This window comes from Nocardioides sp. NPDC092400 (genome assembly GCF_040684155.1).
In the GTDB taxonomy this organism is placed as follows: domain Bacteria; phylum Actinomycetota; class Actinomycetes; order Propionibacteriales; family Nocardioidaceae; genus Nocardioides.
Map to the genome: position 1 here is coordinate 52,657 of NZ_JBFBFJ010000002.1, position 23,406 is coordinate 76,062.

Here is a 23,406-nt window from a genome sequence, read left to right on the forward strand (position 1 = left end):
TCGACTCCATGTCCGACACCGCACCCCGTCAGGTCATCATCATCGGCTCCGGCCCCTCCGGGTACACCGCCGCGGTGTACGCCGCCCGGGCGAACCTGAACCCCCTGGTCTTCGAGGGCTCGGTGACCGCCGGCGGCGCGCTGATGAACACCACTGACGTCGAGAACTTCCCCGGCTTCCGGGACGGGATCATGGGCCCGGCGCTGATGGACGAGATGCGCGCCCAGGCCGAGCGGTTCGGCGCCGAGCTGGTCCCCGACGACGTCGTCGAGGTCGACCTGACCGGCGACGTCAAGGTCGTCAAGACCGCCACCGGCACCCACACCGCCCACGCGGTGATCCTCGCGACCGGCTCGGGCTACAAGAAGCTCGGCCTGCCCAAGGAGGACGAGCTGTCGGGCCGCGGGGTGTCCTGGTGCGCGACCTGCGACGGCTTCTTCTTCCGCGAGCAGCACATCGCCGTCGTCGGTGGCGGTGACTCCGCGATCGAGGAGGCGACGTTCCTGACCCGGTTCGGGTCCAAGGTGTCGCTGATCGTGCGCCGCGACGAGCTGCGCGCCTCCAAGATCATGCAGGACCGCGCCTTCGCCGACCCCAAGCTCGAGATCGAGTGGAACTCGGTCGTGGAGGAGATCCACGGCACGGACCGGCTCGAGGGCATCACGCTCAAGGACACGGTCACCGGCGAGACCCGCCGGATGGACGCCACCGGGCTGTTCATCGCGATCGGCCACGACCCCCGCTCGGAGCTGCTCCGCGGCCAGGTCGACCTCGACCCGAACGGGTACGTCGTCGTCGAGCACCCCTCGACCGGCACCAACCTGCCGGGTGTCTTCGCCGCCGGTGACCTGGTGGACCACCACTACCGCCAGGCGATCACCGCCGCGGGCACCGGGTGCGCCGCCGCGCTGGACGCCGAGCGGTTCCTCTCCGCCCTCGACACGGTCTCGGCCACCCCCGCGGAGGCGCAGGCGCGCATCGACGCCGAGGTGGCCTCCGAGACCGTGCAGACCGCCGGCGCCTGACGCTCCTCGCCCGACACCCACCGGGGGCCGGAACAACCGTCGGCGCACCGGTGTTCACTCCTCAGCAGCACCCCGCAGCACCAACACTCCAGGGAAGGATCCTCACGTGGGCAACATCGCAGCCGTGACCGACGCCGAGTTCGAGGCGCAGGTCCTCAAGTCCGACAAGCCGGTCCTGGTCGACTTCTGGGCCGAGTGGTGCGGTCCGTGCCGCCAGGTCGCCCCGATCCTCGACGAGATCGCCGGTGCTCACGGCGACAAGATCGAGTTCTTCAAGATGAACGTCGACGAGAACCCGGTCACCCCGTCGTCCTACCGGGTCACCGGCATCCCGACGATCAACGTGTACCAGGGCGGCGAGGTCGTGAAGACCATCGTCGGCGCCCGCCCGAAGGCGACGCTCCTCAACGAGCTCTCGGAGTTCATCTCCGCCTGACGCGGGTCCCTCAGGACCGCTCCACGGCCCTCGGCACCGTCCCCCGGGACGGAGCCGGGGGCCGTACCGGTCCCGGGGCCGGCCGGACGACGCCGCGCAGCCGCTCCAGCGCCGCCTCGAGCTCGTCCTTCCAGGTCAGCGCCGAGCGCAGCTCCATCCGCATCCGCGGGTTCGTGGGGTGCGCCCGCTGCGTGCCGAACCCCACGCTGGACAGGAAGCCCGCCGGGACCAGGCAGGGCGCCACCGGTCCGGGCAGCGTCGTCCCGAACGCCTCGACCGCGCGGATGCCGCCGCGGCGGATCAGGTCCCGCGCCATGCCCTGCACCAGCATCCGGCCCAGCCCGCCCCCGGCGTGCCGCGGGTCGACCTGGACGGTCGTCAGCAGGACCGCGTCGGCGCTGACCGGAGCCGTCGGGATCCCGGCGGCTCCGGGGACGTACGCCGCGGGCACGTAGACCAGGTGGCCGACGGGCTCGTCGTCGACCAGCGCGACCCGGCCGCAGGAGCCCCACTCGCGCAGCACCTCCGAGAGCCAGGCGTGCTTCTCCCCCGCGGCGTCCTCCACCCGGTGGCGCGAGACGGGGTCGAGCTCCCAGAACAGGCACGTGCGGCACGGCGCCGACAGCGCGTCGAGGTGGTCGAGCGTCAGGCGGACGACCTTGCGGGACATGGGCGCACCTCCTCCTCGCTCATCGTAGGCACGGGCCTGCGAGGATGGGCGGGTGCGCCAGATCCGCCAGAGCCGCAAGCTCCGCAACGTCCGGTACGACGTCCGCGGTCCGATCCTGGTCGAGGCCCAGCGCCTCGAGAGCGAGGGCCACCGGATCCTCAAGCTGAACATCGGCAACACCGCGCCGTTCGGCTTCGAGGCGCCCGAGGCGATCGTGGCCGACATCGTGCACCACCTGCCGGACTCCCAGGGGTACGCCGACTCGCGCGGCATCTACGAGGCCCGCACCGCGGTGATGAACTACTACCAGTCGCGCGGCCTGCGCGACGTCCGCGTCGACGACGTCTTCATCGGCAACGGCGTCTCCGAGCTGATCTCGATGGTGCTGCAGGCGTTCGTGGACGACGGGAACGAGATCCTCGTGCCGGCGCCGGACTACCCGCTGTGGACGGGCGCGGTCACGCTCGCCGGCGGGACCGCGGTGCACTACCGCTGCGACGAGGACGACGACTGGAACCCCGACCTCGCGGACATCGAGTCCAAGATCACCGAGAACACCCACGCGCTCGTGATCATCAACCCCAACAACCCCACCGGCGCGGTCTACAGCGAGGAGACCGTCAAGGGCCTGGTGGACATCGCGCGGCGCCACGACCTGGTCGTGATGGCCGACGAGATCTACGAGAAGATCCTCTTCGAGGACGCCGTCCACCACCACGCCGCGACGTACGCCGGCGACGACGTGCTCTGCCTGACGTTCAGCGGGCTCTCCAAGGCCTACCGGGTCTGCGGCTACCGCGCCGGCTGGGTGATGATCTCGGGCCCCAAGGAGCTGGCGGCCGACTTCATCGAGGGCCTCACGCTCATCGCGAACATGCGCATGTGCGCGAACGTGCCCGCCCAGCACGCCATCCAGACCGCACTCGGGGGCTACCAGTCCGTCGAGGAGCTGATCGGCCCGGGCGGTCGCTACTACGAGCAGGCGATGCTCGCGCACCGGATGCTCAACGAGATCCCCGGTGTCAGCAGCGTCAAGCCCCGAGGCGCGCTGTACTGCTTCCCGCGTCTGGACCCCGAGGTCTACGCCATCGAGGACGACGAGGCGTTCGTCATCGACCTGCTGCGGGCCAAGAAACTGCTGGTCACGCACGGCACCGGCTTCAACTGGCCCGATCCCGACCACTTCCGGCTCGTCACGCTGCCCGCCGTGGACGTGCTGGAGGAGGCGATCGGCCGGATCGCCGACTTCCTCGCCGTATGTCGCTGACGACCCGCGAGCGGCGACGGGGGCCGGCCCCCTACGCTCACCGCATGCGCGACATCAGCTACCCCCCGATCATCTGGACGGCGAAGACCGCGTTCCGCCTGCTGGGGCAGCGGTTCCAGCTCAGCGGGACCGAGCACGTGCCGCGGGACGGCGGGGTGCTGCTGGCGTTCAACCACGTCGGCTACCTGGACTTCATCTACGGCGGGTTCGCCGCGCACCCCTCCCGCCGCCTGGTCCGGTTCATGGCCAAGAAGGAGATCTTCGACCACGCCGTCGGTGGGCCGGTCATGCGCTCGATGCACCACATCGCGGTCGACCGCGGGGAGGGCCTCACCTCCTACCGCTCGGCCATCGACTACCTCCGCGCCGGCGAGGCGGTCGGGATCTTCCCCGAGGCCACCATCTCCCGGTCCTTCGAGGTCAAGGACATCAAGACCGGCGCCGTGCGGATTGCGGCCGAGGCGGGCGTCCCCCTGCTCCCGGTGACGCTGTGGGGCACCCAGCGCATGTTCACCAAGGACCACCCCCGCGACTTCGCCCGCGGCAAGACCATCGCGATCCGGGTGGGGGAGCCGCTGCACCCCACCGGGGCCGACCCCGTCGCCGAGACCGCGGAGCTGCACGCCGCGCTCTCGGGCCTGCTGGAGGAGACCATCCGCGAGTACCCCGCCGACGAGCAGCCTCCCGGCTCCTGGTGGCTGCCCGCGCGGTTCGGCGGCTCCGCGCCCACCCCCGAGGAGGCCGTCCGCCTCGACGCCGAGGAGAAGCGGGCGCGTGCGGCCAAGCGCGCCGCCAAGCGCGCCGGCGCCTGAGCCGTCCTCCCGCTCCCGGCGGGGGGTAGTCCGTCACGCCCCGGCCCCGGTGACCGCGCCCAGGGGCGCGTGCGTGACGGACTACCCCGACGCCCGTCCGTACCGGTCCGTGCCGACGAGCTGATCTAGCCTTTTGTCGACAAAGCGACAAGTCCCCCGATCGACAAGACCGCTCAGATCACCCGGTCGTGCCGGTTCCGCGGGTCCATGATGTCCACGATCCGCTGGAGGTCCTCCAGGGACGCGAACTCGACGGTGATCTTGCCCTTCGCCTTGCCCACGTCCACCTTGACGCGCGTCTCGAAGCGGTCCGACAGGCGGTCGACGACCTCGGAGACCGCCGCCGGCTCCGGCCGGGCACGCCGGGGCGCCTTCCTCGCGCTGCCGGTGTCGCCGACGGCCACGATCTCCTCGAGCCCGCGCACGCTGATGCCCTCGGCGACGACCCGTTGCGCCAGCCGGTCCTGCAGTCCGGCGTCCTCCACCGCCAGCAGGGCTCGCGCGTGCCCCGCTGACAGCACCCCGGCCGCCACGCGTCGCTGGACCGCGGGGCTCAGCCGCATGAGCCGGAGCGTGTTGCTGATCTGCGGCCGCGACCGGCCGATCCGCTGCGCCAGCTCCTCGTGGGTGCAGCCGAAGTCCTCGAGGAGCTGGGCGTACGCCGCGGCCTCCTCGAGCGGGTTGAGCTCCGAGCGGTGCAGGTTCTCCAGGAGGGCGTCCCGGAGCATGTCGATGTCGTCGGTGTCCCGGACGATCGCGGGGACCCGCTCCAGGCCGGCCTCCTGCGAGGCCCGCCACCGGCGCTCGCCCATGACCAGCTCGTAGGCCTCGTCCCCGGTGCGCCGCACGACGATCGGCTGCAGCAGGCCGACCTCGCGCACCGAGTGCACCAGCTCGGCCATCGCGTCCTCGTCGAACACCTGGCGGGGCTGGGCGCGGTTGGGGACCACCTGGCCGACGGGGATCTCGGCGAAGTAGGCGCCGACGACGGGTGCCAGCGGCTGCTGACCGGAGTCGGTCGCGCCGGCGGGGTCGGCGCCGGGGGAGGGGGCGTCCGGACCGGGTGCGCCGCCACCGGACGAGGCGCTCGTGGATCCGTCGGCACCGGCCCCGGCGGAGTCGTCCTCCACGGAGGTCGGCGGCGCGGTGGGGATCAGGGACCCGAGGCCGCGCCCGAGGCCGCGGCGTGCCGGCGGCTTGCTCATGCGCTCGCCCCGTCGGCGGTACGGCTCTTGGTGGCGATCTCGCGGGCTGCCTCCAGGTAGCTCAACGCGCCGGGCGAGCCGGGGTCGTAGGTCATCACCGTCTGCCCGTACGACGGCGCCTCCGAGACCCGCACCGAGCGGGGGATCGCGGTCCGGAGCACCTGGCTGCCGAAGTGCTCGCGCACCTCCTCCGCCACACCGGCCGCGAGCCGCGTGCGTGCGTCGAACATGGTGATGAGGATCGTGGACACGTCGAGGGTGGGGTTCAGGTGCGCCTTGACCATCTCGACGGTCTCGAGCAGCTGGCCGAGCCCCTCCAGCGCGTAGTACTCCGCCTGGATCGGGATGAGCATCTCGTCGCCGGCGACCAGCGCGTTCAGCGTGAGCAGGCCCAGCGACGGCGGGCAGTCGACGATCACGAAGTCGAAGCGGTCCTCGCCCGCCTCCGCCGCCGTGCCGACGAGCGGGTGGCCGCTGATCGCCTTCTTCAGGCGGCCCTCCCGTGCGACGACGCTCACCAGCTCGATCTCGGCACCGGCCAGGTCTATGGTCGCGGGGACGACGAAGAGGTTCGGGAGGTCCTCGCTCGCGGCGATGACGTCGGTGAGCGGCACGCCGTCGACCAGCGCGTCGTACGTGGACGGGGTGCCCCGGCGGTGCCCGACACCGAGGGCAGTGGACGCATTGCCCTGCGGGTCGAGGTCGATGACCAGGACGCGCTGGCCGAGCTGCGCCAGCGCCGCCGCGACGTTCACCGTGGAGGTCGTCTTGCCGACGCCGCCCTTCTGGTTCGCCACGACGAAGACCCGGGTGGCGTCCGGCCGGGGGACCGAGGGACGGCTGCCGGCGCCCTGTCGCGCCAGGATGCTGTGCTGAGCCGCCTTGGCGAGCGGCGTCTGGTCGTCCTCGAACCCGGTGTTGTACGTCGCGAGGTCGGCTGCCGTGCGAACGGTGAAGCCGCTGCCGCCCGTTTCACGTGAAACATCGGTGGACTCGGGCACGCCGCCTCCTGTGGACAAACTAGGTGAATCTGTGGACAGTCACGCTCAGCGGGCTGCTGGGACCGGTGGATAACCTGCGGAGAACCCCTCCACCTGCTAGCCGCGTCCCTTCGGCCGGCTCCGGCGCCCGGACGACGACTTCCGACGACGTCCGGACGACCCGGCTCCGGCGTCGCTGCTGAGCGGCCAAGATACCGTCGCGGGATCGGCCCACGAAACCCGGACCGCGCCGGTCGTCTCCTCGAGCAGGCCCACGCCGAGCTCGCGGACCTCCGGTTCCGCGCACCCGAGTCGACGAAGCACCGGCCGCGCATCATCGATCTCGCTGACGACCGACGAGCCCTTCATCGCCACCAGCGCGCCGTGCGCGTCGACCAGCGGCATCGACCACTCGAGCAGCCGCCCGAGCGGTGCGACCGCCCGGGACGTGACCACGTCGAAGCGGCGCTTCCCGTGGAGGGCATCGGCGCGGCCGCGGACCACCTCGACGTTGTCCAGACCGAGCCCCTCGACGACCTCGGCGAGGAAGGTGGTGCGCCGCAGCAACGGCTCGACCAGGGTGAGCGCCAGGTCGGGGCGGGAGATCGCCAGGACGAGGCCCGGCAGACCGGCGCCGGAACCGATGTCCGCCACGACCGCGTCGGCCGGGAGCCACTCGCCCAGCACCGCGCAGTTCAGCAGGTGCCGGTCCCAGAGCCGGGGCGCCTCCCGGGGACCGATCAGCCCCCGGACGACGCCGTCCGTCGCCAGCAGCTCGGCGTACCGCTCGGCGAGCGCGAGCCGGTCGGAAGCGAACACCCTCCGTGCCACGTCGGGCACGGAGGGTGCGGGTGTTTCACGTGAAACGTCGTCGCTCATCGCAGCGGCGGAGCCGTCACTCCGGCAGGACCACGACGTGACGGCGCGGCTCGACGCCCTCGGACTCCGAGACCAGGCCCGCGGCTGCGACGGCGTCGTGGACGACCTTGCGCTCGAAGGGCGACATCGGGTCCAGGGAGACCGGGGCGCCACCCTCCCGGACGCGGGCGATGGTCTGCTCGGCCAGGGCGACGAGCTCCTCGCGCTTCTGGGCGCGGTAGCCACCGATGTCCAGCATCAGCCGCGAGCGCTCGCCGGTCTCGCGGTAGACGGCGAGGCGGGTCAGCTCCTGGAGCGCGTCCAGGACCTCGCCGTCCCGACCCACCAGCTGGGAGAGGTCGGCACCGACGATCGACACCGCAGCACGGTCCCCCTCGACGTCCATGTCCAGGTCACCGTCGAGGTCCGCGATGTCGAGCAGCTCCTCGAGGTAGTCGGCGGCGATGTCGCCCTCCGCCTCGAGCTCCTCGACGCGGGAGCGGGCAGAGGGAGCCTCGGCGGCGGGGGAGGCAGCAGTCTCCGACCCGGCGGTCTCCTCGATGACGTCGGCCGGCTCGGTCGTCTCGTCGCTCACTTCTGCTTCCCACCTTCGGTCGTGCCGCCAGCGGGCCGCTGCCCACCGGAGGACTTGCGTTGCTGTCGGGTCTGCTTGCGCGGCTGCTGCCGCTGGGCGGCACGGCGCTCGGCCGGGGTCTCCGGTGCCGCCTCGACGACCTCCGAGGCGACCGGCTCGCCCTTGCGCGCGGCCTTAACCTTGTCCCGCTCCTGCTTCGCGGCGAAGGCCGGCGTGCCCGGGGCAGGGTTGTTGCGGATGACGTAGAACTGCTGGCCCATCGTCCAGACGTTCGAGGTGGTCCAGTAGAACAGCACGCCGATGGGGAACGCGATGCCACCGACCGCGAAGACCAGCGGGAGCACGTAGAGCAGCATCTTCTGCTGCTGGGCGTAGGGGCCGCTGAGCGCGTCGGCCGGCATGTTCTTGCTCATCAGCTGGCGCTGGGTGAGGAAGGTGGTGGCCGTCATGGCCACGACCAGGAACGCCGCGAGCACCATGACGCCGATGTGGCCGTCGGAGTTGACGAAGGTCGCCGAGATGGGGAGCCGGCCGAACAGCTCGGCCTCGCCGAAGTCCTGCGCGAGGGATCGGGTCAGCAGCCCGTGCGGCGTACCGTCCTTCGCCGCCTCGTTCAGGAGGTGGAAGAGCGTGAAGAAGATCGGCATCTGCAGCAGGATCGGCAGGCACGAGGCGAACGGGTTGGTGCCCGTCTCCTTGTAGAGCTTCATCGTCTCCTGCGCGAGACGCTCCCGGTCGTGGCCGTACTTCTTCTGCAGCTCCTTGACCTTGGGCTGGATCAGCTGCATGTTCCGGCTGGACTTGATCTGCTTGACGAACAGCGGGATCAGCGCCGCCCGGATCACCAGGGTCAGCCCGATGATCGACAGCACCCACACGGCGCCGCCCTCGGGGTCCAGCCCGATCATGGTCAAGAGCTTGTGCCACGCGATCAGCACCGCCGAGATGGCGTAGTACAGAGGCGTGGCGATGAAGCCGAAGATGTCGCCGATGATGCCCACCGATCAGGCTCCTTGCTGAGTGGTCGGGGTACCCGTGCGGCCACGGGCGGGACGTTGGGGGACGGGGTCGTAGCCGCCTGCCGCCCACGGGTGGCAGCGACCGAGCCGGCGCACGGCGAGCCACGTGCCGCGGATGCTGCCGTGCACCGTCACCGCCTCGAGCGCGTACGCCGAGCACGACGGGTGGTAGCGGCAGACCTGCCCGTAGAGGGGACTGATCACGGCCCGGTAGCCGCGCAGCAGCGCGATGAGGACGTGCTTCACCAGCGCACCGCCGTCACGACCGCACCGGGTCGGGCGCCACACGACGCAGCCCCCGGGCCAGGTCCTCGGCCAACGCGTCGTACGACGCACCGGCAGCGGCCGGGAGCGCTCGGACCACGAGCACAGCAGAGCCCGGGAGCGACGAGACGTGCTCCCGGGCGAGATGGCGCAGGCGGCGCTTCACGCGGTTCCGGACGACGGCGTTGCCCACCGCCTTGCTCACGACGAAGCCCACTCGAGGCGGGCCGTCGGCGTCGCCCACCGGCGTCCACAGATGGACCACCAGTGTGCGCGACCCCGCTCGCTCCCCGGCCCGGGTGGCGAGGCGGAACGAGTCCGCGTCGACCAACCGGTGCGCCGGAGGGAGCACAGCGGGGTCGGAGCTGGGCGGTGTGCGGCGACGACCGTCAGACGGCCAGGCTCTTGCGGCCCTTGCGGCGGCGCGAGGACAGGATGGCGCGGCCGGCACGGGTGCGCATGCGCAGGCGGAAGCCGTGCACCTTGTGGCGGCGACGGTTGTTCGGCTGGTACGTACGCTTGCTCACGAGCTCTTCCTTCGGTGTGTTCGGGGAATCGACCCCGGCGGGATCGGCGATGCCGTCACGTCTTGTGACGCCTTTTCGGCTGGCACCGCCCACCCACGCGAGACCTGTGGCTCCCGTGGACGTGCGGCACCGGTCGACACCGGGTGACCGGCCAACGGTACGCGCAGCCGTTTCCCAGGGTCAAACCGACGAGCACCGCTGGGGATGCACCGTCGGACCCAGCCTACGGGCCTGTGGATGACGTCTTGCTGGTCCCGCCGCCCGAGGGTTACGTTCGGGGCCGTCGAGATTCCCCTCCGGCCTGCGCCGGACCCGCAGGCGTCGCCCACGTGACTCCGGTCACGTAGCCGCGCATGACGAGTCTGACCTGCGAAAACGTCGATTCCGAACCTGTCGGCGCCGGGCCTCGGCCAGACTCCTCCACAGCGAGCGGGTCGCGTTCACAACCTGTGGACAAAGCTGTGGAACTTCGCGAGCAACGAGAAGGGGACCGCCCACCGTGGAGCAGAGCACGCCGGACCTGGCCACCGCCTGGCGACAGGTCGTCGGCGACCTCCAGTCCCACCAGCGCGCGTGGCTCACCGCCAGCGAGCCGGTGACCCTGCACGAGAACACCGCCATCGTCGCGGTGCCCAACGACTTCACCCGAGGGCAGCTCGAGGGGCGGCTGCGCGGCCAGCTCGAGGACGCCCTCACCGTGGCGTTCGGGCGGGAGATCCGGATCGCGGTGACCGTGAACCCGGCGCTCGACCTCGACGCCCGGCCCGCTCCGGCCCCCGACCACCTCGGCGACCACCTTCCCGACCACCTCGGCGGCGACGCGCGGGGCGACCGCGCGGGCCTGGACGTCGCTTTGTCGACAAGTCGACTCGATGGCCTGGCGGCCGTGCCGGACCTGCCACTCGGGGGCGAGGCAGACGCCGGGTCCGTGCCGTCGGGGCCGTCGGGTGCCGGTCGGCGCCACGAGGCGGACGGCGGCTACCTCGGCGACGCCTTCCCCGGGCACGGTGCCGTGGGCTCCGGTGACGCCGGCGGACGTCCCACGGCCCTCGAGACGCGCCTGAACCCCAAGTACACCTTCGAGACCTTCGTCATCGGCTCCTCCAACCGGTTCCCCCACGCCGCGGCGGTGGCCGTGGCCGAGGCACCGGGCAAGGCCTACAACCCGCTGCTGGTCTACGGCGACTCCGGGCTGGGGAAGACCCACCTGCTGCACGCGATCGGGCACTACGTCCGCAGCCTCTACACCGGCGCGAAGGTGCGCTACGTGTCGAGCGAGGAGTTCACCAACGAGTTCATCAACGCGATCCGCGACGACCGGCAGGACCGGTTCAAGCGGCGCTACCGCGACGTGGACGTCCTCCTCATCGACGACATCCAGTTCCTGGAGGGCAAGACCCAGACCCAGGAGGAGTTCTTCCACACGTTCAACACGCTGCACAACGCCAACAAGCAGATCGTGCTCACCTCCGACCGGGCCCCCAAGCGGCTCGAGGCGCTCGAGGACCGGCTGCGCAACCGGTTCGAGTGGGGGCTGATCACCGACGTGCAGCCGCCCGACCTCGAGACCCGGATCGCGATCCTGCGCAAGAAGGCCGCCATGGACCGGCTCACCGCGCCCCCGGACGTGCTCGAGTTCATCGCGTCCAAGATCCAGACCAACATCCGCGAGCTCGAGGGGGCGCTGATCCGGGTGACGGCGTTCGCGAACCTCAACCGGCAGGAGGTCGACATGACCCTCGCCGAGATCGTGCTCAAGGACCTGATCCCCGAGGGCGGCGAGCCGGAGATCACCGCCGGCCTGATCATCGCCCAGACCGCGGCCTACTTCGGGCTCTCCATCGACGAGCTCACCGGGCCCAGCCGGGGCCGCCACCTGGTGATGGCCCGCCAGATCGCGATGTACCTGTGCCGCGAGCTCACCGACCTCTCGCTGCCCAAGATCGGCGCGCAGTTCGGGAACCGCGACCACACGACGGTGATGTACGCCGACCGCAAGATCAACCAGCTGCTCGCCGAGCGCCGCGCGGTGTTCAACCAGGTCAGCGAGCTGACCAACCGCGTGAAGATGCAGGCCCGCCAGGGCTGAGGCCGGTCAGCCGGCGGTGGCGTCGAGCCCGTCGAGCAACGTGCCGAGGTCACGGCGCAGCCGCACGAGCTCCTCCACGGACAGGCCCATCCCCTCCAGGAGCCGCTCCGGCACGCCGGCCACCCGGTCGCGCAGCGCCCAGCCCTGCTCGGTGGGCTCGACGAGGACACGTCGCTCGTCCGCGGGGTCGCGGCGCCGCGAGACGTGGCCCACCGCCTCGAGCCGCTTGAGCAGCGGCGTGAGCGTGCCCGAGTCCAGGCGCAACCGCTGACCCAGACCGCCCACGGTGACCGGTCCACCGGCCTCCCAGAGCGCCAGCAGCGCGAGGTACTGCGGGTAGGTCAGCCCGACGTCGGCGAGCAGCTCGCCGTAGCGCTGCGTGACCGCGCGCGTGGCGGCGTACAGCGGGAAGCAGAGCTGCTCGTCGAGAGCGAGCTGCGGATGGTCGACCACACCTCCGAGGATAGACCCTTGTGCGATTCCATTGCGCGCAATACGTTGGTGCACATGAAGACTCTCTACACCGCCAGCGCCGCCGCGACCGGGGACGGCCGCAACGGCCACGTCCAGTCCACCGACGGCCTCATCGACACCGACGTCCGGACCCCCACCGAGATGGGCGGCCCGGGCGGGGCGACCAACCCCGAGCAGCTGTTCGCCGCGGGCTACGCGGCCTGCTTCCACTCGGCCCTCAAGCTGGTCGCCGGCAAGGCCGGCGCGGACACGACCGACTCCGAGGTCGTCGCGGACGTCTCGATCGGAGCGAACGACGCCGGCGGCTTCGGCCTGGCGGTCCAGCTGGAGGTGACCCTCCCGCAGGTGGACGCGGACCGGGCCCGGGAGCTGGTCGAGCAGGCCCACCAGGTCTGCCCCTACTCCAACGCCACCCGTGGGAACGTCGAGGTCACCCTGACGGTCGCCTGACAGGGCGCCTCGCAGCGCCGCCGGACCGAGTCTCCACAGGCCTCCTCCACAGGGTGGGAACGCCAGAACTTGTCGTTCCTCCTGTGGACCAGGCCGGGGTCGCACCCCGAACTACACGGGGAGGATCTGGGGACAGCCGGCACCTGCACTCCACCCCGACGGTCGGGCTCCACACCCGGGGCCCGGCCGTCGCGGCTGTCTCCACAGCCCCCTGTGGGCCGCGTTCGCTCCGCACGACCTGCGGAAACGTCGGTTGTCCACAGTTTCCACCGATGCTGTGACTCCCACCTACCTCCAGACATCCCGATCCTCCGTGCAACTCCACCGGGCCGATCACCTGGGGACGACCGAGCCGAACGGTCTCCGGGAGCCACCTCGCATCCACAGGCGACGGGCGGGGCAAACCACACCGAACCTCCCGCGCCCCGGGCGCACGTGGCAGGATTCGGGATCCGTTGCCCGCCCCGATCTCGAAGGACCCCCATCGTGAAGTTCCGCGTCGACCGCGACGTGCTCGCGGATGCCGTCGCCTGGGCTGCCCGCAGCCTCCCGGTCCGGCCGAGCGTCCCCGTGCTCGCCGGTCTGCTCATCGACGCGACCGACGACGGCCTGGTCCTGTCCACGTTCGACTACGAGACGTCCGCCCGGGCCACCCTGAGCGCCGAGGTCAGCGACGAGGGCAAGGCGCTGGTCAGCGGCCGGCTGCTCGCCGACATCTGCCGCAGCCTCCCCAGCAAGCCGGTCGACATGACCCTCGACGGCGCCCGGGTCTCGCTGACCTGCGGCTCCGCCCGCTTCAGCCTCCAGACCATGCCGGTCGAGGACTACCCGTCCCTGCCCGAGATGCCCGCCGCCACCGGCACCGTGCAGAGCGACGAGTTCGCCCACGCCGTCGCCCAGGCGGTCACCGCCGCGGGGCGCGACGACATGCTCCCCGTGCTGACCGGCGTCCGGATCGAGATCGACGGCTCGACCATCTCGCTGCTCGCGACCGACCGGTTCCGGCTCTCCCAGCGCGAGCTGGGCTGGGACCCGCGCACCCCGGACGAGTCGGCCGCGGCGCTCGTGCCCGCGAAGGTGCTCGGCGACACCGCGAAGTCGCTGACCGCCGGCAGCGAGGTCACCATCGCGCTGGCCGCCAGCGGGAGCGGCGAGGGGATCATCGGCTTCGAGGGCAACGCCCCCGGCGGCGTACGTCGCACCACCACGCGACTGCTCGACGGGGAGTTCCCCAAGGTCCGCAGCCTCTTCCCCAACGAGCACCTGACCGTGGCGCGCGTCGAGAAGGCCGCGCTGGTCGAGTCGGTCAAGCGCGTGGCGCTGGTCGCCGAGCGCAACACCGCCGTCCAGCTGGCCTTCAGCGACGGCGTGCTGACCCTCGACGCCGGCTCCGGCGACGAGGCCCAGGCCTCGGAGTCCATCGAGGCGCAGGTCGACGGTGACGACATCACCACCGGCTTCAACCCGCAGTTCCTCCTCGACGGGCTCACCGCGATCGACCAGCCCGTCGTCGAGCTGGCCTTCACCCAGGCGAGCAAGCCGGTCGTGATCAGCGGGGCGGCGCCCGACGGCGACGGCTCGGACGCAGCAGCCGCGGCGCCCGCCGACCCCGGGTTCCGCTACCTGCTGATGCCGCGGCGTCTGCTGTCCTGACGGTGGGTACCGTCCGGCGTACTGCCTGACACCCCGCAGCGCTCACAGGAGGAAAGCAGATGGACCTCGGACTCGTCGGCCTCGGCAAGATGGGCGGCAACATGCGCGAGCGCCTGCGCCGCGCCGGCCACACCGTCGTGGGCTACGACCGGAACCCCGAGGTCAGCGACGCCGACTCGCTGGCCGACCTCGTGGAGCGGCTCCCCTCCCCCAAGGTCGTGTGGGTGATGGTGCCCGCCGGGGACCCCACCCGCGCGACGGTCACCGAGCTCGCCGGCCTCCTCGGCGAGGGCGACGTGGTGGTCGACGGCGGCAACTCCCGCTGGACCGACGACCTCGCACACGCCGACCAGCTGGCCGAGAAGGGCATCGGCTTCGTCGACTGCGGGGTCTCCGGCGGTGTCTGGGGCCTGGAGAACGGGTACGCGCTGATGTACGGCGGCGAGCCCGACCACGTCGCGAAGGTGCAGCCGGTCTTCGACGCGCTCAAGCCCGAGGGCGACTTCGGCTCGGTGCACGCCGGCAAGGTCGGCGCCGGCCACTTCTCCAAGATGGTCCACAACGGCATCGAGTACGCGATCATGCAGTCCTACGCCGAGGGCTGGGAGCTGCTCGAGAAGGTCGAGATGGTCGAGAACGTCACCGAGGTGATGCGCTCCTGGCGCGAGGGCACGGTCATCCGGTCCTGGCTGCTGGACCTGCTCGTCGCCGCGCTCGACCAGGAGCCGGGGCTGGAGGGCATCCGCGGGTACGCCGAGGACTCCGGCGAGGGCCGCTGGACCGTCGAGGCCGGCATCGAGCACGCGGTCGCGACCCCCGCGATCACCGCGGCGCTCTACGCCCGCTTCGTCTCCCGCCAGGACGACTCCCCCGCGATGAAGGCGGTGGCCGCGATGCGCAACCAGTTCGGCGGCCACGCCATGCAGACCTCCGCGCCCAAGGGCGGCGACGTCGAGGACGGCGGCACGCCGGACCAGGCCGGCTCGGCCCGACAGGCCGGCTCCGGCGACGACTCGGCGCCCGCGGAGAGCTAGCCGGACCGCGGTGCACGTCTCCCACCTCACCCTGCACGACTTCCGCTCCTACGCCACCGCCGACGTCGAGCTGGGGCCCGGAGTCACCGCGTTCATCGGTCGCAACGGCCAGGGCAAGACCAACCTGGTCGAGGCGGTCGACTACCTCTCCCGGCTCAGCTCCCACCGCGTGTCCAGCGACGCCCCGCTGGTGCGGGCGGGCGCCGACCACGCGGTGGTGCGGGCGGCGGTGGTGCGGGACGGTCGGACCGCGGTCCTGGAGGTGGAGATCAACCCCGGCCGCTCCAACCGGGCCCGGATCAACCGCTCGCCGCTCCCCCGGGCCCGCGAGCTGGTCGGGCTGGTGCGCACGGTCGTCTTCTCCCCCGAGGACCTCACCCTGGTCAAGGGCGACCCCTCGGACCGCCGCCGGTTCCTCGACGACCTGCTGGTGCTGCGCGCCCCCCGCCTGGCGGGGGTGCGGTCGGACTACGACCGGGTGCTCAAGCAGCGCAACTCGCTGCTCAAGACCGCGGGCGCGGCCCGCCGCGGCAGCTCCTCTCAGGAGGCGGCGCTCTCGACGCTCGCGGTGTGGGACGAGCACCTCGCCCGCACGGGCGCCGAGCTCCTGGCCGGGCGGCTCGACCTGGTCGAGCGGCTCGCGCCGTACGTCGGGAAGGCCTACGAGACGGTGGCCCGCGGCGCCGGCCGCGACGACGCCGACATCGAGTACCGCCCCTCCTTCGACCTCGAGGGCGCCACGGACCCCGCCGGGCTGGGCGAGCGGATCCTCGCCGAGGTGGAGCGGCGCCGCTCCGACGAGCTGGACCGCGGCATCTCGCTGGTGGGGCCGCACCGCGACGACCTCCTGCTCACCCTGGCCCACGGCGGGGGCGAGCAGAAGCTGCCGGTCAAGGGGTACGCCTCGCACGGGGAGTCCTGGTCGGTCGCGCTGGCGCTCAAGCTGGCGTCCTACGACCTGTTGCGCGCCGACGGCGACGACCCGATCCTGGTGCTCGACGACGTCTTCGCCGAGCTCGACACCGACCGCCGGGCCCAGCTGGCCGAGCTGGTGGCCGGGGCCGAGCAGGTCCTGGTCACCGCCGCGGTCGGGGCGGACGTCCCGGAGGCCCTGACGGGGGCGCGCTTCACCGTCGCGGGAGGGGAGGTACGCCGTGACTCCTGACGACCAGCCCGCGGCGGACCAGCCCGGACCCGAGCGGCCCGAGCCCGAGCACCGCGACGACGGCCTGGACCTGGCCCGCGCGCTGACCCGGGCGACGGCCGGCTCGACCCCGCGCGCCCGCCGGCGCAAGCCGTGGACCGACCGGCCGCGCGGCACCCGGGTCTCGGGGTCCCACCCCGACGACCGCGACCCGCAGCTCCTCGACAACACCCTCGGGCGGCTGGTCGCCGAGCGCGGCTGGGAGCTCGACCTGCGGGTGCACGGTGTCTTCGGCCGGTGGGGCGAGCTCGTCGGCGCCGAGGTCGCCGCGCACTGCACCCCCGAGAGGTTCGAGGACGGCCGCCTGGTGGTGCGCACCGACTCCACCGCCTGGGCCACCCAGCTGCGGCTGCTGGCACCGACCGTCGTGCGCCGGCTCAACGAGGACCTGGGCCACGGGACGGTCACGGTCATCGAGGTGCTCGGACCGCACCTGCCGACCTGGAAGAAGGGTCCGCGCTCGGTCCGGGACGGCCGCGGGCCGCGCGACACCTACGGCTGAGGGCGGGCTGCGAGCCGCGCGATCTGCCGATCTGCGAGCCTCGCCGCCGTACCGGGGCTCGTCCGCCCCCCTGGTCGCGCCTCTCACCGGCCCTGACGAGCCGCCTGTGGCCCTCTCCGGTCCCCCCGGCCCCGTCCGGCTGGGGACGTTGCGTGGTTCTGGGCCTTCCACGCGGTACCATGGGCGCCGGGTCGCGCGTGCGCGACCCGTTCCGTGCCGGGTCCCTGTCGGTGACCCGCCCCGACCTGTCGAGAAGAAGGTGGACGTGTCCGAGGAGAGCTTCTCCCCCACTCCCCAGTCCGAGGGCCAGTCCGCGGCCCAGCCCGACGGTCAGCCCGACGGTCAGCCCGGTGGCGATGCGTCGGTCCAGCAGGCCGGAGCGCTGCCCGGGCTGCCCGAGCAGGCGGCCGCGGCACTGACCTCCTCGCGGGTCGACAACGACTACGACGCCTCCGCGATCCAGGTGCTCGAGGGCCTGGAGGCGGTGCGCAAGCGGCCGGGCATGTACATCGGCTCCACCGGTGAGCGCGGCCTGCACCACCTGATCTGGGAGATCGTGGACAACGCGGTCGACGAGGCCCTGGCCGGCCACTGCGACCGGATCGTCGTCACCCTGTGCGCGGACGGCGCGATCCAGGTCGAGGACAACGGCCGCGGCATCCCCACCGACACCGCGCCCGGGCAGGAGATGCCCGCGGTGACGATGGCGCTGACGATGCTGCACGCCGGCGGCAAGTTCGGCGGCGGCGGCTACAAGGTGTCCGGCGGCCTGCACGGCGTGGGCGTCTCGGTCGTCAACGCGCTGTCGACCCACCTGGTCGTCGACGTCAAGAACCGCGGCCACCTCTGGCGCCAGTCGTTCACCATCGGCGTCCCCGACGGCGAGCTGGAGCAGGTGCGCGCGCTGGAGCCGGGGGAGAGCACCGGCACCACGGTGAAGTACTGGGCCAGCCCGGAGATCTTCGAGACCACGACGTACTCCCTGGAGACCATCACCACCCGCATCCGCGAGATGGCCTTCCTCAACAAGGGCCTGGAGATCGTCGTGCGCGACGAGCGGCCCGCGGCGACCGAGGTCATGGACGCGGTCGAGGACGACACCGTCGTCGACGACGTCGACCAGGGGTCGGCCGACGCTATGCGCCGCGGTGGCGAGGGCGGCATCGAGCAGGTCTTCAAGTACGACCGCGGCCTCGTCGACTACGTCGAGCACCTCAACCGCCGCAAGGACAAGGCCAACCCGACCGTCATCTCCTTCGAGGCCGAGACGCCGCCCAGCGTCGAGAACCACATGAGCCTCGAGGTCGCGATGCAGTGGAACACCAGCTACACCGAGTCGGTCCACACCTTCGCGAACACGATCAACACCCACGAGGGCGGCACCCACGAGGAGGGCTTCCGCGCGGCGCTGACCTCCCTGGTCAACCACTGGGGCGAGGAGTGGGGGCTGATCAAGAAGCGCGAGGACCGCGTCTCCGGCGACGACATCCGCGAGGGCCTCACCGCGATCATCTCGGTCAAGCTGGGCGAGCCGCAGTTCGAGGGCCAGACCAAGACCAAGCTCGGCAACACCGAGGCCAAGGGCTTCGTCCAGCGCCTGATGAACGACCAGTTCGGCGCCTGGCTCGAGCAGAACCCCGCCGAGGGCCGCGACATCGTGCGCAAGGCCCAGGCGGCGGCTTCGGCCCGGATCGCGGCCCGCAAGGCCCGCGAGCTGGCCCGCAGCCGCAAGGGCATCCTGGGCGGCGGCGGTCTCCCCGGCAAGCTCTCGGACTGCCAGTCGACCAACCCCGCCGAGTGCGAGGTCTTCATCGTCGAGGGCGACTCCGCGGGCGGCTCGGCCCGCCAGGGCCGCGACCCGCGGATCCAGGCGATCCTCCCGATCCGCGGCAAGATCCTCAACGTCGAGAAGGCGCGCATCGACCGGATCCTGGGCAACCAGGAGGTGCAGTCGATCATCTCCGCGCTCGGCACGGGCATCCAGGAGGACTTCGACCTGGAGAAGCTGCGCTACCACAAGGTCGTGCTGATGGCCGACGCCGACGTCGACGGCCACCACATCAACACCCTGCTGCTGACGCTGCTCTTCCGGTTCATGAAGCCGCTGATCGACCACGGCCACGTCTACATGGCCCAGCCCCCGCTCTACCGGCTGCGCTGGAACAAGCCGCACGAGCACGAGTTCGTATACTCCGACGCCGAGCGCGACGCGCTGATGGCGGCCGGCCTCGAGGCGGGCAAGAAGCTGCCCAAGGAGAACCCGGTGCAGCGGTACAAGGGCCTGGGCGAGATGAACGCCAAGGAGCTGTGGGAGACCACGATGGACCCCGACCAGCGGCTGATGCTGCAGGTCACCCTGGACGACGCCGCGCAGGCCGACGAGATCTTCTCGATCCTCATGGGCGAGGACGTCGAGCAGCGCCGCTCCTTCATCCAGCGCAACGCCAAGGACGTCCGATTCCTGGACATCTAGGCGCTCTGGCCCTCTCTGGGCCCCTCTAGAGCGAACCCTAGACATCCGGTAGAACCAGCGAGAGAGAGCAATCGTGACCGAGACGCCCACCGACGGCGGCGGACCGACCACCCCTGGGCCCGGCGGCCGCATCGAGCCGGTCGAGCTGCAGACCTCGATGCAGCGCGCGTACATCGACTACGCGATGGCGGTCATCGTCGGCCGCGCGCTGCCCGACGTGCGCGACGGGCTCAAGCCGGTGCACCGCCGGGTGCTGTACGCCATGTTCGACGGCGGCTACCGGCCCGACCGCGGCTTCTCCAAGTGCTCGCGCGTGGTCGGTGACGTCATGGGTCAGTACCACCCGCACGGCGACACCGCGATCTACGACACCCTGGTCCGGCTCGCGCAGCCCTGGGTGATGCGCGCGCCGATGATCCAGGGCCAGGGCAACTTCGGCTCGCCGGGCAACGACGCGGCCGCGGCCATGCGGTACACCGAGTGCCGGATGGCCCCGCTGGCCATGGAGATGGTCCGCGACATCGACGAGGAGACCGTCGACTTCCAGCCCAACTACGACGGCCGCTCGCAGGAGCCGGTCGTCCTGCCCTCGCGGATCCCGAACCTCCTGGTCAACGGCTCGGCCGGCATCGCGGTCGGCATGGCCACCAACATCCCGCCGCACAACCTGCGCGAGGTCGCGTCCGGGGCGCGCTGGGCGCTGGAGCACCCGGACGCCACCCGCGAGGAGCTGCAGGACGCGCTCATCGAGCGGATCAAGGGCCCCGACTTCCCCAACGGCGCGCTCATCGTCGGTCACCAGGGCATCGAGCAGGCCTACCGCACCGGCCGCGGCTCGGTCACCCAGCGCGCGGTCATCGAGGTCGACGAGGACTCCCGCGGGCGCACCTGCCTGGTCGTCACCGAGCTGCCGTACATGGTGAACCCCGACAACCTCGCGCTGAAGATCGCCGAGCTGGCCGACTCCGGTCGCGTCCAGGGCATCTCCGACGTGCGCGACGACACCTCCGACCGCACCGGCCAGCGCCTGGTCGTCGTGCTCAAGCGCGACGCCGTCGCCCGCGTCGTGCTGAACAACCTGCTCAAGCACACCGAGCTGCAGACCAACTTCAGCGCCAACATGCTCGCGCTGGTCGACGGGGTGCCGCGCACGCTGACCATCGACCAGTTCATCAGCAACTGGGTCGAGCACCAGGTCGAGGTCATCCGCCGGCGCACGGAGTACCGCCTGCGCAAGGCCGAGGAGCGCGCCCACATCCTGCGCGGCCTGGTCAAGGCCCTCGACATGCTCGACGAGGTCATCGCGCTGATCCGCCGCTCGCCCGACGTGGCCGAGGCCCGCCAGGGCCTGATCGAGCTGCTCGAGATCGACGAGCTGCAGGCCACCGCCATCCTCGACATGCAGCTGCGCCAGCTCGCCGCGCTGCAGCGCCAGAAGATCATCGACGACCTGGCCGAGCTCGAGGCCCGCATCGCCGACCTCCAGGACATCCTGGCCAACGTCGCGCGCCAGCGGCAGATCGTCAGCGACGAGCTCGGCGAGATCGTGGACAAGTACGGCGACGACCGCCGTACCCAGATCATCGCCGCCGACGGGGACCTCTCGATGGAGGACCTCATCCCCGACGAGGACCTCGTCGTCTCGATCACCCGTGGCGGGTACGCCAAGCGCACCCGCGCCGACCAGTACCGCACCCAGAAGCGCGGCGGCAAGGGCGTGCGGGGCGCGACGCTGCGCGGCGACGACGTCGTCGAGCACTTCATCGCCACGACCAACCACCACTGGCTGCTGTTCTTCACCACGGCCGGCCGGGTCTACCGCACCAAGGCCTACAACCTCCCCGAGGCGTCCCGCGACGCCAAGGGCGGCCACGTGGCCGGGCTGCTGAGCTTCCAGCCCGACGAGTCGATCGCGCAGGTGCTGGCGATCCGCGACTACGAGCAGGCGCCGTACCTCGTGCTGGCCACGCGCAACGGCCTGGTGAAGAAGACCCGCCTCGGGGACTACAACAGCCCGCGCCAGGCCGGCGTCATCGCGATCAACTTCCGCGAGGACGACGACGAGCTGATCGGCGCGGAGCTGGTGAACTCCGAGGACGACATCCTGCTCGTCTCCCGCAAGGGCCAGGCGATCCGGTTCCGTGCCGACGACTCCCAGCTGCGGCCCATGGGCCGGGCGACCTCCGGCGTCTCGGGCATGAAGTTCCGGGACGGCGACTCGCTGCTGTCGATGTCGGTCATCCGCGCGGCGCAGGTCGCGGCCGAGGAGGCCGCGGGCCTCAGCGAGCAGGCCGAGGACTCCGCGGCCGTCGAGGCCACCGCCGAGCAGGTGGAGGAGGTCAAGCCGCAGTACGTCTTCACCATCACCGACGGCGGCTTCGCCAAGCGCACGCGCATCCACGAGTACCGCCTGCAGTCCCGCGGCGGGCTCGGCATCAAGGCGATGTCGCTGGCCAACGAGGAGCGCGGCGGCCTGGTCGGCGCGTTCATCGTCGAGGACGGCGACGAGGTCCTCTCGATCACCGAGAAGGGCCAGGTCGTGCGCAGCCCGATCAACGACCAGTTCCGCCCGACCGGACGCTCCACCATGGGCGTGAAGTTCCTGACCACGAAGTCCGGCGACGCCGTCGCCGTGGTCGCCCGCTCGGTCGAGGCCAAGGTCGAGGAGGAGGTGGCCGAGGCCGCCGACGCCGCGGCCCAGGAGGCGGCGGAGGCCGTTGCCCACGACCCGGCGGTCGAGGCGGCCGCCGCCGAGACGGCCGACCTCGAGCAGGACGTGGAGTCCGCCGAGACGGCGGATTCTGGCCCGGGTGCAACAATCGATGCGTCCGACGACTCCGACGCCACCGACGAAGGGGAGGGTGAGGACTGATGTCCGACCACTCCACCGACGGGACCGCCGGCCGCGGCGCCACCCGCACCGAGGAGACCGCCGTCCGCCCCGGCCTGGGCGAGCGGATCCAGGCCCGGCTCGCCAACGCCGCGGACGAGCACCGCGCGAACGGCGGAGCCCGGCCCGGGACGGCGACGGGGGCTGCCCCCACGGGCTCGCGGGCGCCCCGACGGGCCCGGTTGCGGCTCACCCGGGTCGACCCGTGGTCGGTGATGAAGACCGCGTTCCTGCTCTCCGTGGCGTTCGCCGTGGTCACCGTCGTCTCGGTGCTGATGGTGTGGTCGGTGCTCGGCGCGGCCGACGTCTGGGACTCGATCAACCGCACGGTCCAGGACATCGTCGGCGGCCAGGACGCCTCCGACTTCGACGTCAAGGACTACCTCGGCACCTCCCGCGTCCTCGGCTTCACGATGCTCGTGGCCGCGATCGACGTGGTCCTGCTGACCGCGGTCGCGACCCTCGGCGCGTTCCTCTACAACATGGCCGCGGCGCTCCTCGGGGGCATCGAGGTCACCCTCGCGGAGGACCAGCACTGAGCCGCACCTCCGGGTCCGCCCCCGTTTTGGGGAGCGGGTCGGAGGTCGGGTAGTGTCCACCCTCGGTCGCGTCAGCGACCGCGCCGGCCCCGTGCCGGAGCGGGCCTATAGCTCAGACGGTTAGAGCGCTTCCCTGATAAGGAAGAGGTCACAGGTTCAAGTCCTGTTAGGCCCACCACCACCCGCAACCGCACCGCGCGACCGGAGGTCACCCGATGAAGAAGATCGTCCTCGTGGCCCTGGCCGCCGTCGGCGCCGCCCTCGCCAAGAAGAAGTACGACGAGGGCCAGCACGAGCAGGCCCTCTGGGCCGAGGCGACCGACAGCGTCCGCTCCTCGTCCTGACCCGGCACGACCCGACCACCGCGGCCACACCGCGGGCACGGGGCCTTGGCGCAATTGGTAGCGCACCTGCTTTGCAAGCAGGGGGTTAGGGGTTCG

General features: G+C 71.6%; 24 protein-coding genes and 2 tRNA genes (1 of these 26 only partly in view). 16 read left to right on the top strand and 10 right to left on the bottom strand.

Annotated elements, in window-relative coordinates; translation table 11 throughout:
• Positions 1 to 8: 8 nt before the first annotated feature.
• Both trxB and trxA read left to right on the top strand, forming a co-directional pair.
• Entirely contained in the window at positions 9 to 1,025 is a 1,017-nt protein-coding gene (gene trxB, locus AB0N29_RS07745) for a thioredoxin-disulfide reductase (protein ID WP_302268827.1), read from the top strand.
• A 106-nt stretch (positions 1,026 to 1,131) separates the two neighbouring features.
• Positions 1,132 to 1,461: a thioredoxin gene (gene trxA / locus AB0N29_RS07750; protein WP_302268828.1), complete on the top strand. Its 330-nt coding sequence runs from the start codon at positions 1,132 to 1,134 to the stop codon at positions 1,459 to 1,461.
• Between the two features lie 10 nt (positions 1,462 to 1,471).
• On the opposite strand, the gene AB0N29_RS07755 is transcribed toward trxA, so the two are convergent.
• Positions 1,472 to 2,131 (bottom strand): GNAT family N-acetyltransferase, encoded by a 660-nt coding sequence (locus AB0N29_RS07755; protein ID WP_302268829.1) that lies wholly within the window; start codon positions 2,129 to 2,131, stop codon positions 1,472 to 1,474.
• A 52-nt stretch (positions 2,132 to 2,183) separates the two neighbouring features.
• On the opposite strand from AB0N29_RS07755, the gene AB0N29_RS07760 reads away from it, so the two are divergent.
• Both AB0N29_RS07760 and AB0N29_RS07765 read left to right on the top strand, forming a co-directional pair.
• On the top strand, positions 2,184 to 3,398 hold the full coding sequence (locus AB0N29_RS07760) for a pyridoxal phosphate-dependent aminotransferase (protein ID WP_364865578.1): 1,215 nt from the start codon (positions 2,184 to 2,186) through the stop codon (positions 3,396 to 3,398).
• Between the two features lie 44 nt (positions 3,399 to 3,442).
• The gene (locus AB0N29_RS07765) at positions 3,443 to 4,210 is read left to right on the top strand and encodes a lysophospholipid acyltransferase family protein (protein ID WP_364865580.1); all 768 of its coding nucleotides are present in this window, start codon (positions 3,443 to 3,445) and stop codon (positions 4,208 to 4,210) included.
• Between the two features lie 173 nt (positions 4,211 to 4,383).
• Here the strand turns inward: AB0N29_RS07765 and AB0N29_RS07770 are convergent, their stop codons facing one another.
• The 8 genes from AB0N29_RS07770 to rpmH form a co-directional block, all read right to left on the bottom strand.
• A complete protein-coding gene (locus tag AB0N29_RS07770; RefSeq protein WP_364865583.1) occupies positions 4,384 to 5,415 on the bottom strand; it encodes a ParB/RepB/Spo0J family partition protein in 1,032 nt (343 codons plus the stop codon).
• Positions 5,412 to 6,416: a ParA family protein gene (locus AB0N29_RS07775; protein ID WP_364865585.1), complete on the bottom strand. Its 1,005-nt coding sequence runs from the start codon at positions 6,414 to 6,416 to the stop codon at positions 5,412 to 5,414. Before AB0N29_RS07775 ends, AB0N29_RS07770 begins: the two co-directional genes overlap by 4 nt.
• Positions 6,417 to 6,512: 96 nt before the next feature.
• Positions 6,513 to 7,226 carry a 16S rRNA (guanine(527)-N(7))-methyltransferase RsmG gene (gene rsmG / locus AB0N29_RS07780; RefSeq protein WP_364865587.1) on the bottom strand — a complete coding sequence of 238 codons (714 nt, stop codon included), beginning with the start codon at positions 7,224 to 7,226 and terminating at the stop codon, positions 6,513 to 6,515.
• 64 nt (positions 7,227 to 7,290) lie between these two features.
• On the bottom strand, positions 7,291 to 7,848 hold the full coding sequence (locus tag AB0N29_RS07785; RefSeq protein WP_302268837.1) for a R3H domain-containing nucleic acid-binding protein: 558 nt from the start codon (positions 7,846 to 7,848) through the stop codon (positions 7,291 to 7,293).
• Positions 7,845 to 8,849, bottom strand: coding sequence for a membrane protein insertase YidC (gene yidC, locus AB0N29_RS07790; RefSeq protein ID WP_364865590.1), 1,005 nt, complete (start codon positions 8,847 to 8,849; stop codon positions 7,845 to 7,847). Before yidC ends, AB0N29_RS07785 begins: the two co-directional genes overlap by 4 nt.
• A 3-nt stretch (positions 8,850 to 8,852) precedes the next feature.
• Complete coding sequence (gene yidD, locus AB0N29_RS07795; RefSeq protein ID WP_364866832.1) at positions 8,853 to 9,116, bottom strand: membrane protein insertion efficiency factor YidD; 264 nt, start codon at positions 9,114 to 9,116, stop codon at positions 8,853 to 8,855.
• Between the two features lie 10 nt (positions 9,117 to 9,126).
• Positions 9,127 to 9,483: a ribonuclease P protein component gene (rnpA, locus tag AB0N29_RS07800; protein WP_364865592.1), complete on the bottom strand. Its 357-nt coding sequence runs from the start codon at positions 9,481 to 9,483 to the stop codon at positions 9,127 to 9,129.
• A gap of 37 nt (positions 9,484 to 9,520) precedes the next feature.
• Entirely contained in the window at positions 9,521 to 9,658 is a 138-nt protein-coding gene (gene rpmH, locus AB0N29_RS07805) for a 50S ribosomal protein L34 (protein ID WP_011758123.1), read from the bottom strand.
• Positions 9,659 to 10,157: 499 nt separating this feature from the next.
• Here rpmH and dnaA point away from each other — a divergent pair, with 499 nt between their 5' ends.
• Complete coding sequence (gene dnaA, locus AB0N29_RS07810; RefSeq protein ID WP_364865594.1) at positions 10,158 to 11,747, top strand: chromosomal replication initiator protein DnaA; 1,590 nt, start codon at positions 10,158 to 10,160, stop codon at positions 11,745 to 11,747.
• 6 nt (positions 11,748 to 11,753) lie between these two features.
• On the opposite strand, the gene AB0N29_RS07815 is transcribed toward dnaA, so the two are convergent.
• On the bottom strand, positions 11,754 to 12,200 hold the full coding sequence (locus AB0N29_RS07815; protein WP_364865596.1) for a MarR family transcriptional regulator: 447 nt from the start codon (positions 12,198 to 12,200) through the stop codon (positions 11,754 to 11,756).
• 45 nt (positions 12,201 to 12,245) lie between these two features.
• On the opposite strand from AB0N29_RS07815, the gene AB0N29_RS07820 reads away from it, so the two are divergent.
• From AB0N29_RS07820 to AB0N29_RS07870, 11 genes are all read left to right on the top strand, one after another.
• Complete coding sequence (locus AB0N29_RS07820) at positions 12,246 to 12,671, top strand: organic hydroperoxide resistance protein (protein ID WP_302268845.1); 426 nt, start codon at positions 12,246 to 12,248, stop codon at positions 12,669 to 12,671.
• Positions 12,672 to 13,157: 486 nt separating this feature from the next.
• On the top strand, positions 13,158 to 14,324 hold the full coding sequence (dnaN, locus tag AB0N29_RS07825) for a DNA polymerase III subunit beta (protein ID WP_364865598.1): 1,167 nt from the start codon (positions 13,158 to 13,160) through the stop codon (positions 14,322 to 14,324).
• Between the two features lie 59 nt (positions 14,325 to 14,383).
• Positions 14,384 to 15,358 carry a phosphogluconate dehydrogenase (NAD(+)-dependent, decarboxylating) gene (gene gnd / locus AB0N29_RS07830; RefSeq protein WP_302268847.1) on the top strand — a complete coding sequence of 325 codons (975 nt, stop codon included), beginning with the start codon at positions 14,384 to 14,386 and terminating at the stop codon, positions 15,356 to 15,358.
• Between the two features lie 10 nt (positions 15,359 to 15,368).
• Positions 15,369 to 16,523 (top strand): DNA replication/repair protein RecF, encoded by a 1,155-nt coding sequence (recF, locus tag AB0N29_RS07835; protein ID WP_302268848.1) that lies wholly within the window; start codon positions 15,369 to 15,371, stop codon positions 16,521 to 16,523.
• Complete coding sequence (locus tag AB0N29_RS07840; RefSeq protein WP_364865601.1) at positions 16,513 to 17,064, top strand: DciA family protein; 552 nt, start codon at positions 16,513 to 16,515, stop codon at positions 17,062 to 17,064. The genes recF and AB0N29_RS07840 overlap by 11 nt, the downstream gene beginning before the upstream one ends.
• A 382-nt stretch (positions 17,065 to 17,446) precedes the next feature.
• Positions 17,447 to 19,537, top strand: coding sequence for a DNA topoisomerase (ATP-hydrolyzing) subunit B (gene gyrB, locus AB0N29_RS07845; RefSeq protein ID WP_364866835.1), 2,091 nt, complete (start codon positions 17,447 to 17,449; stop codon positions 19,535 to 19,537).
• 73 nt (positions 19,538 to 19,610) lie between these two features.
• Positions 19,611 to 22,409: a DNA gyrase subunit A gene (gene gyrA, locus AB0N29_RS07850; RefSeq protein ID WP_302268850.1), complete on the top strand. Its 2,799-nt coding sequence runs from the start codon at positions 19,611 to 19,613 to the stop codon at positions 22,407 to 22,409.
• Positions 22,409 to 22,966, top strand: a complete 558-nt coding sequence (locus tag AB0N29_RS07855) for a DUF3566 domain-containing protein (RefSeq protein WP_302268851.1) — start codon at positions 22,409 to 22,411, stop codon at positions 22,964 to 22,966. The genes gyrA and AB0N29_RS07855 overlap by 1 nt, the downstream gene beginning before the upstream one ends.
• 101 nt (positions 22,967 to 23,067) lie before the next feature.
• Positions 23,068 to 23,144 (top strand) — tRNA-Ile (locus AB0N29_RS07860).
• A 37-nt stretch (positions 23,145 to 23,181) separates the two neighbouring features.
• Positions 23,182 to 23,310: a DLW-39 family protein gene (locus tag AB0N29_RS07865; RefSeq protein ID WP_302268852.1), complete on the top strand. Its 129-nt coding sequence runs from the start codon at positions 23,182 to 23,184 to the stop codon at positions 23,308 to 23,310.
• A gap of 39 nt (positions 23,311 to 23,349) precedes the next feature.
• A tRNA-Ala gene (locus AB0N29_RS07870) sits at positions 23,350 to 23,406 on the top strand; it runs 116 nt beyond the window's last position.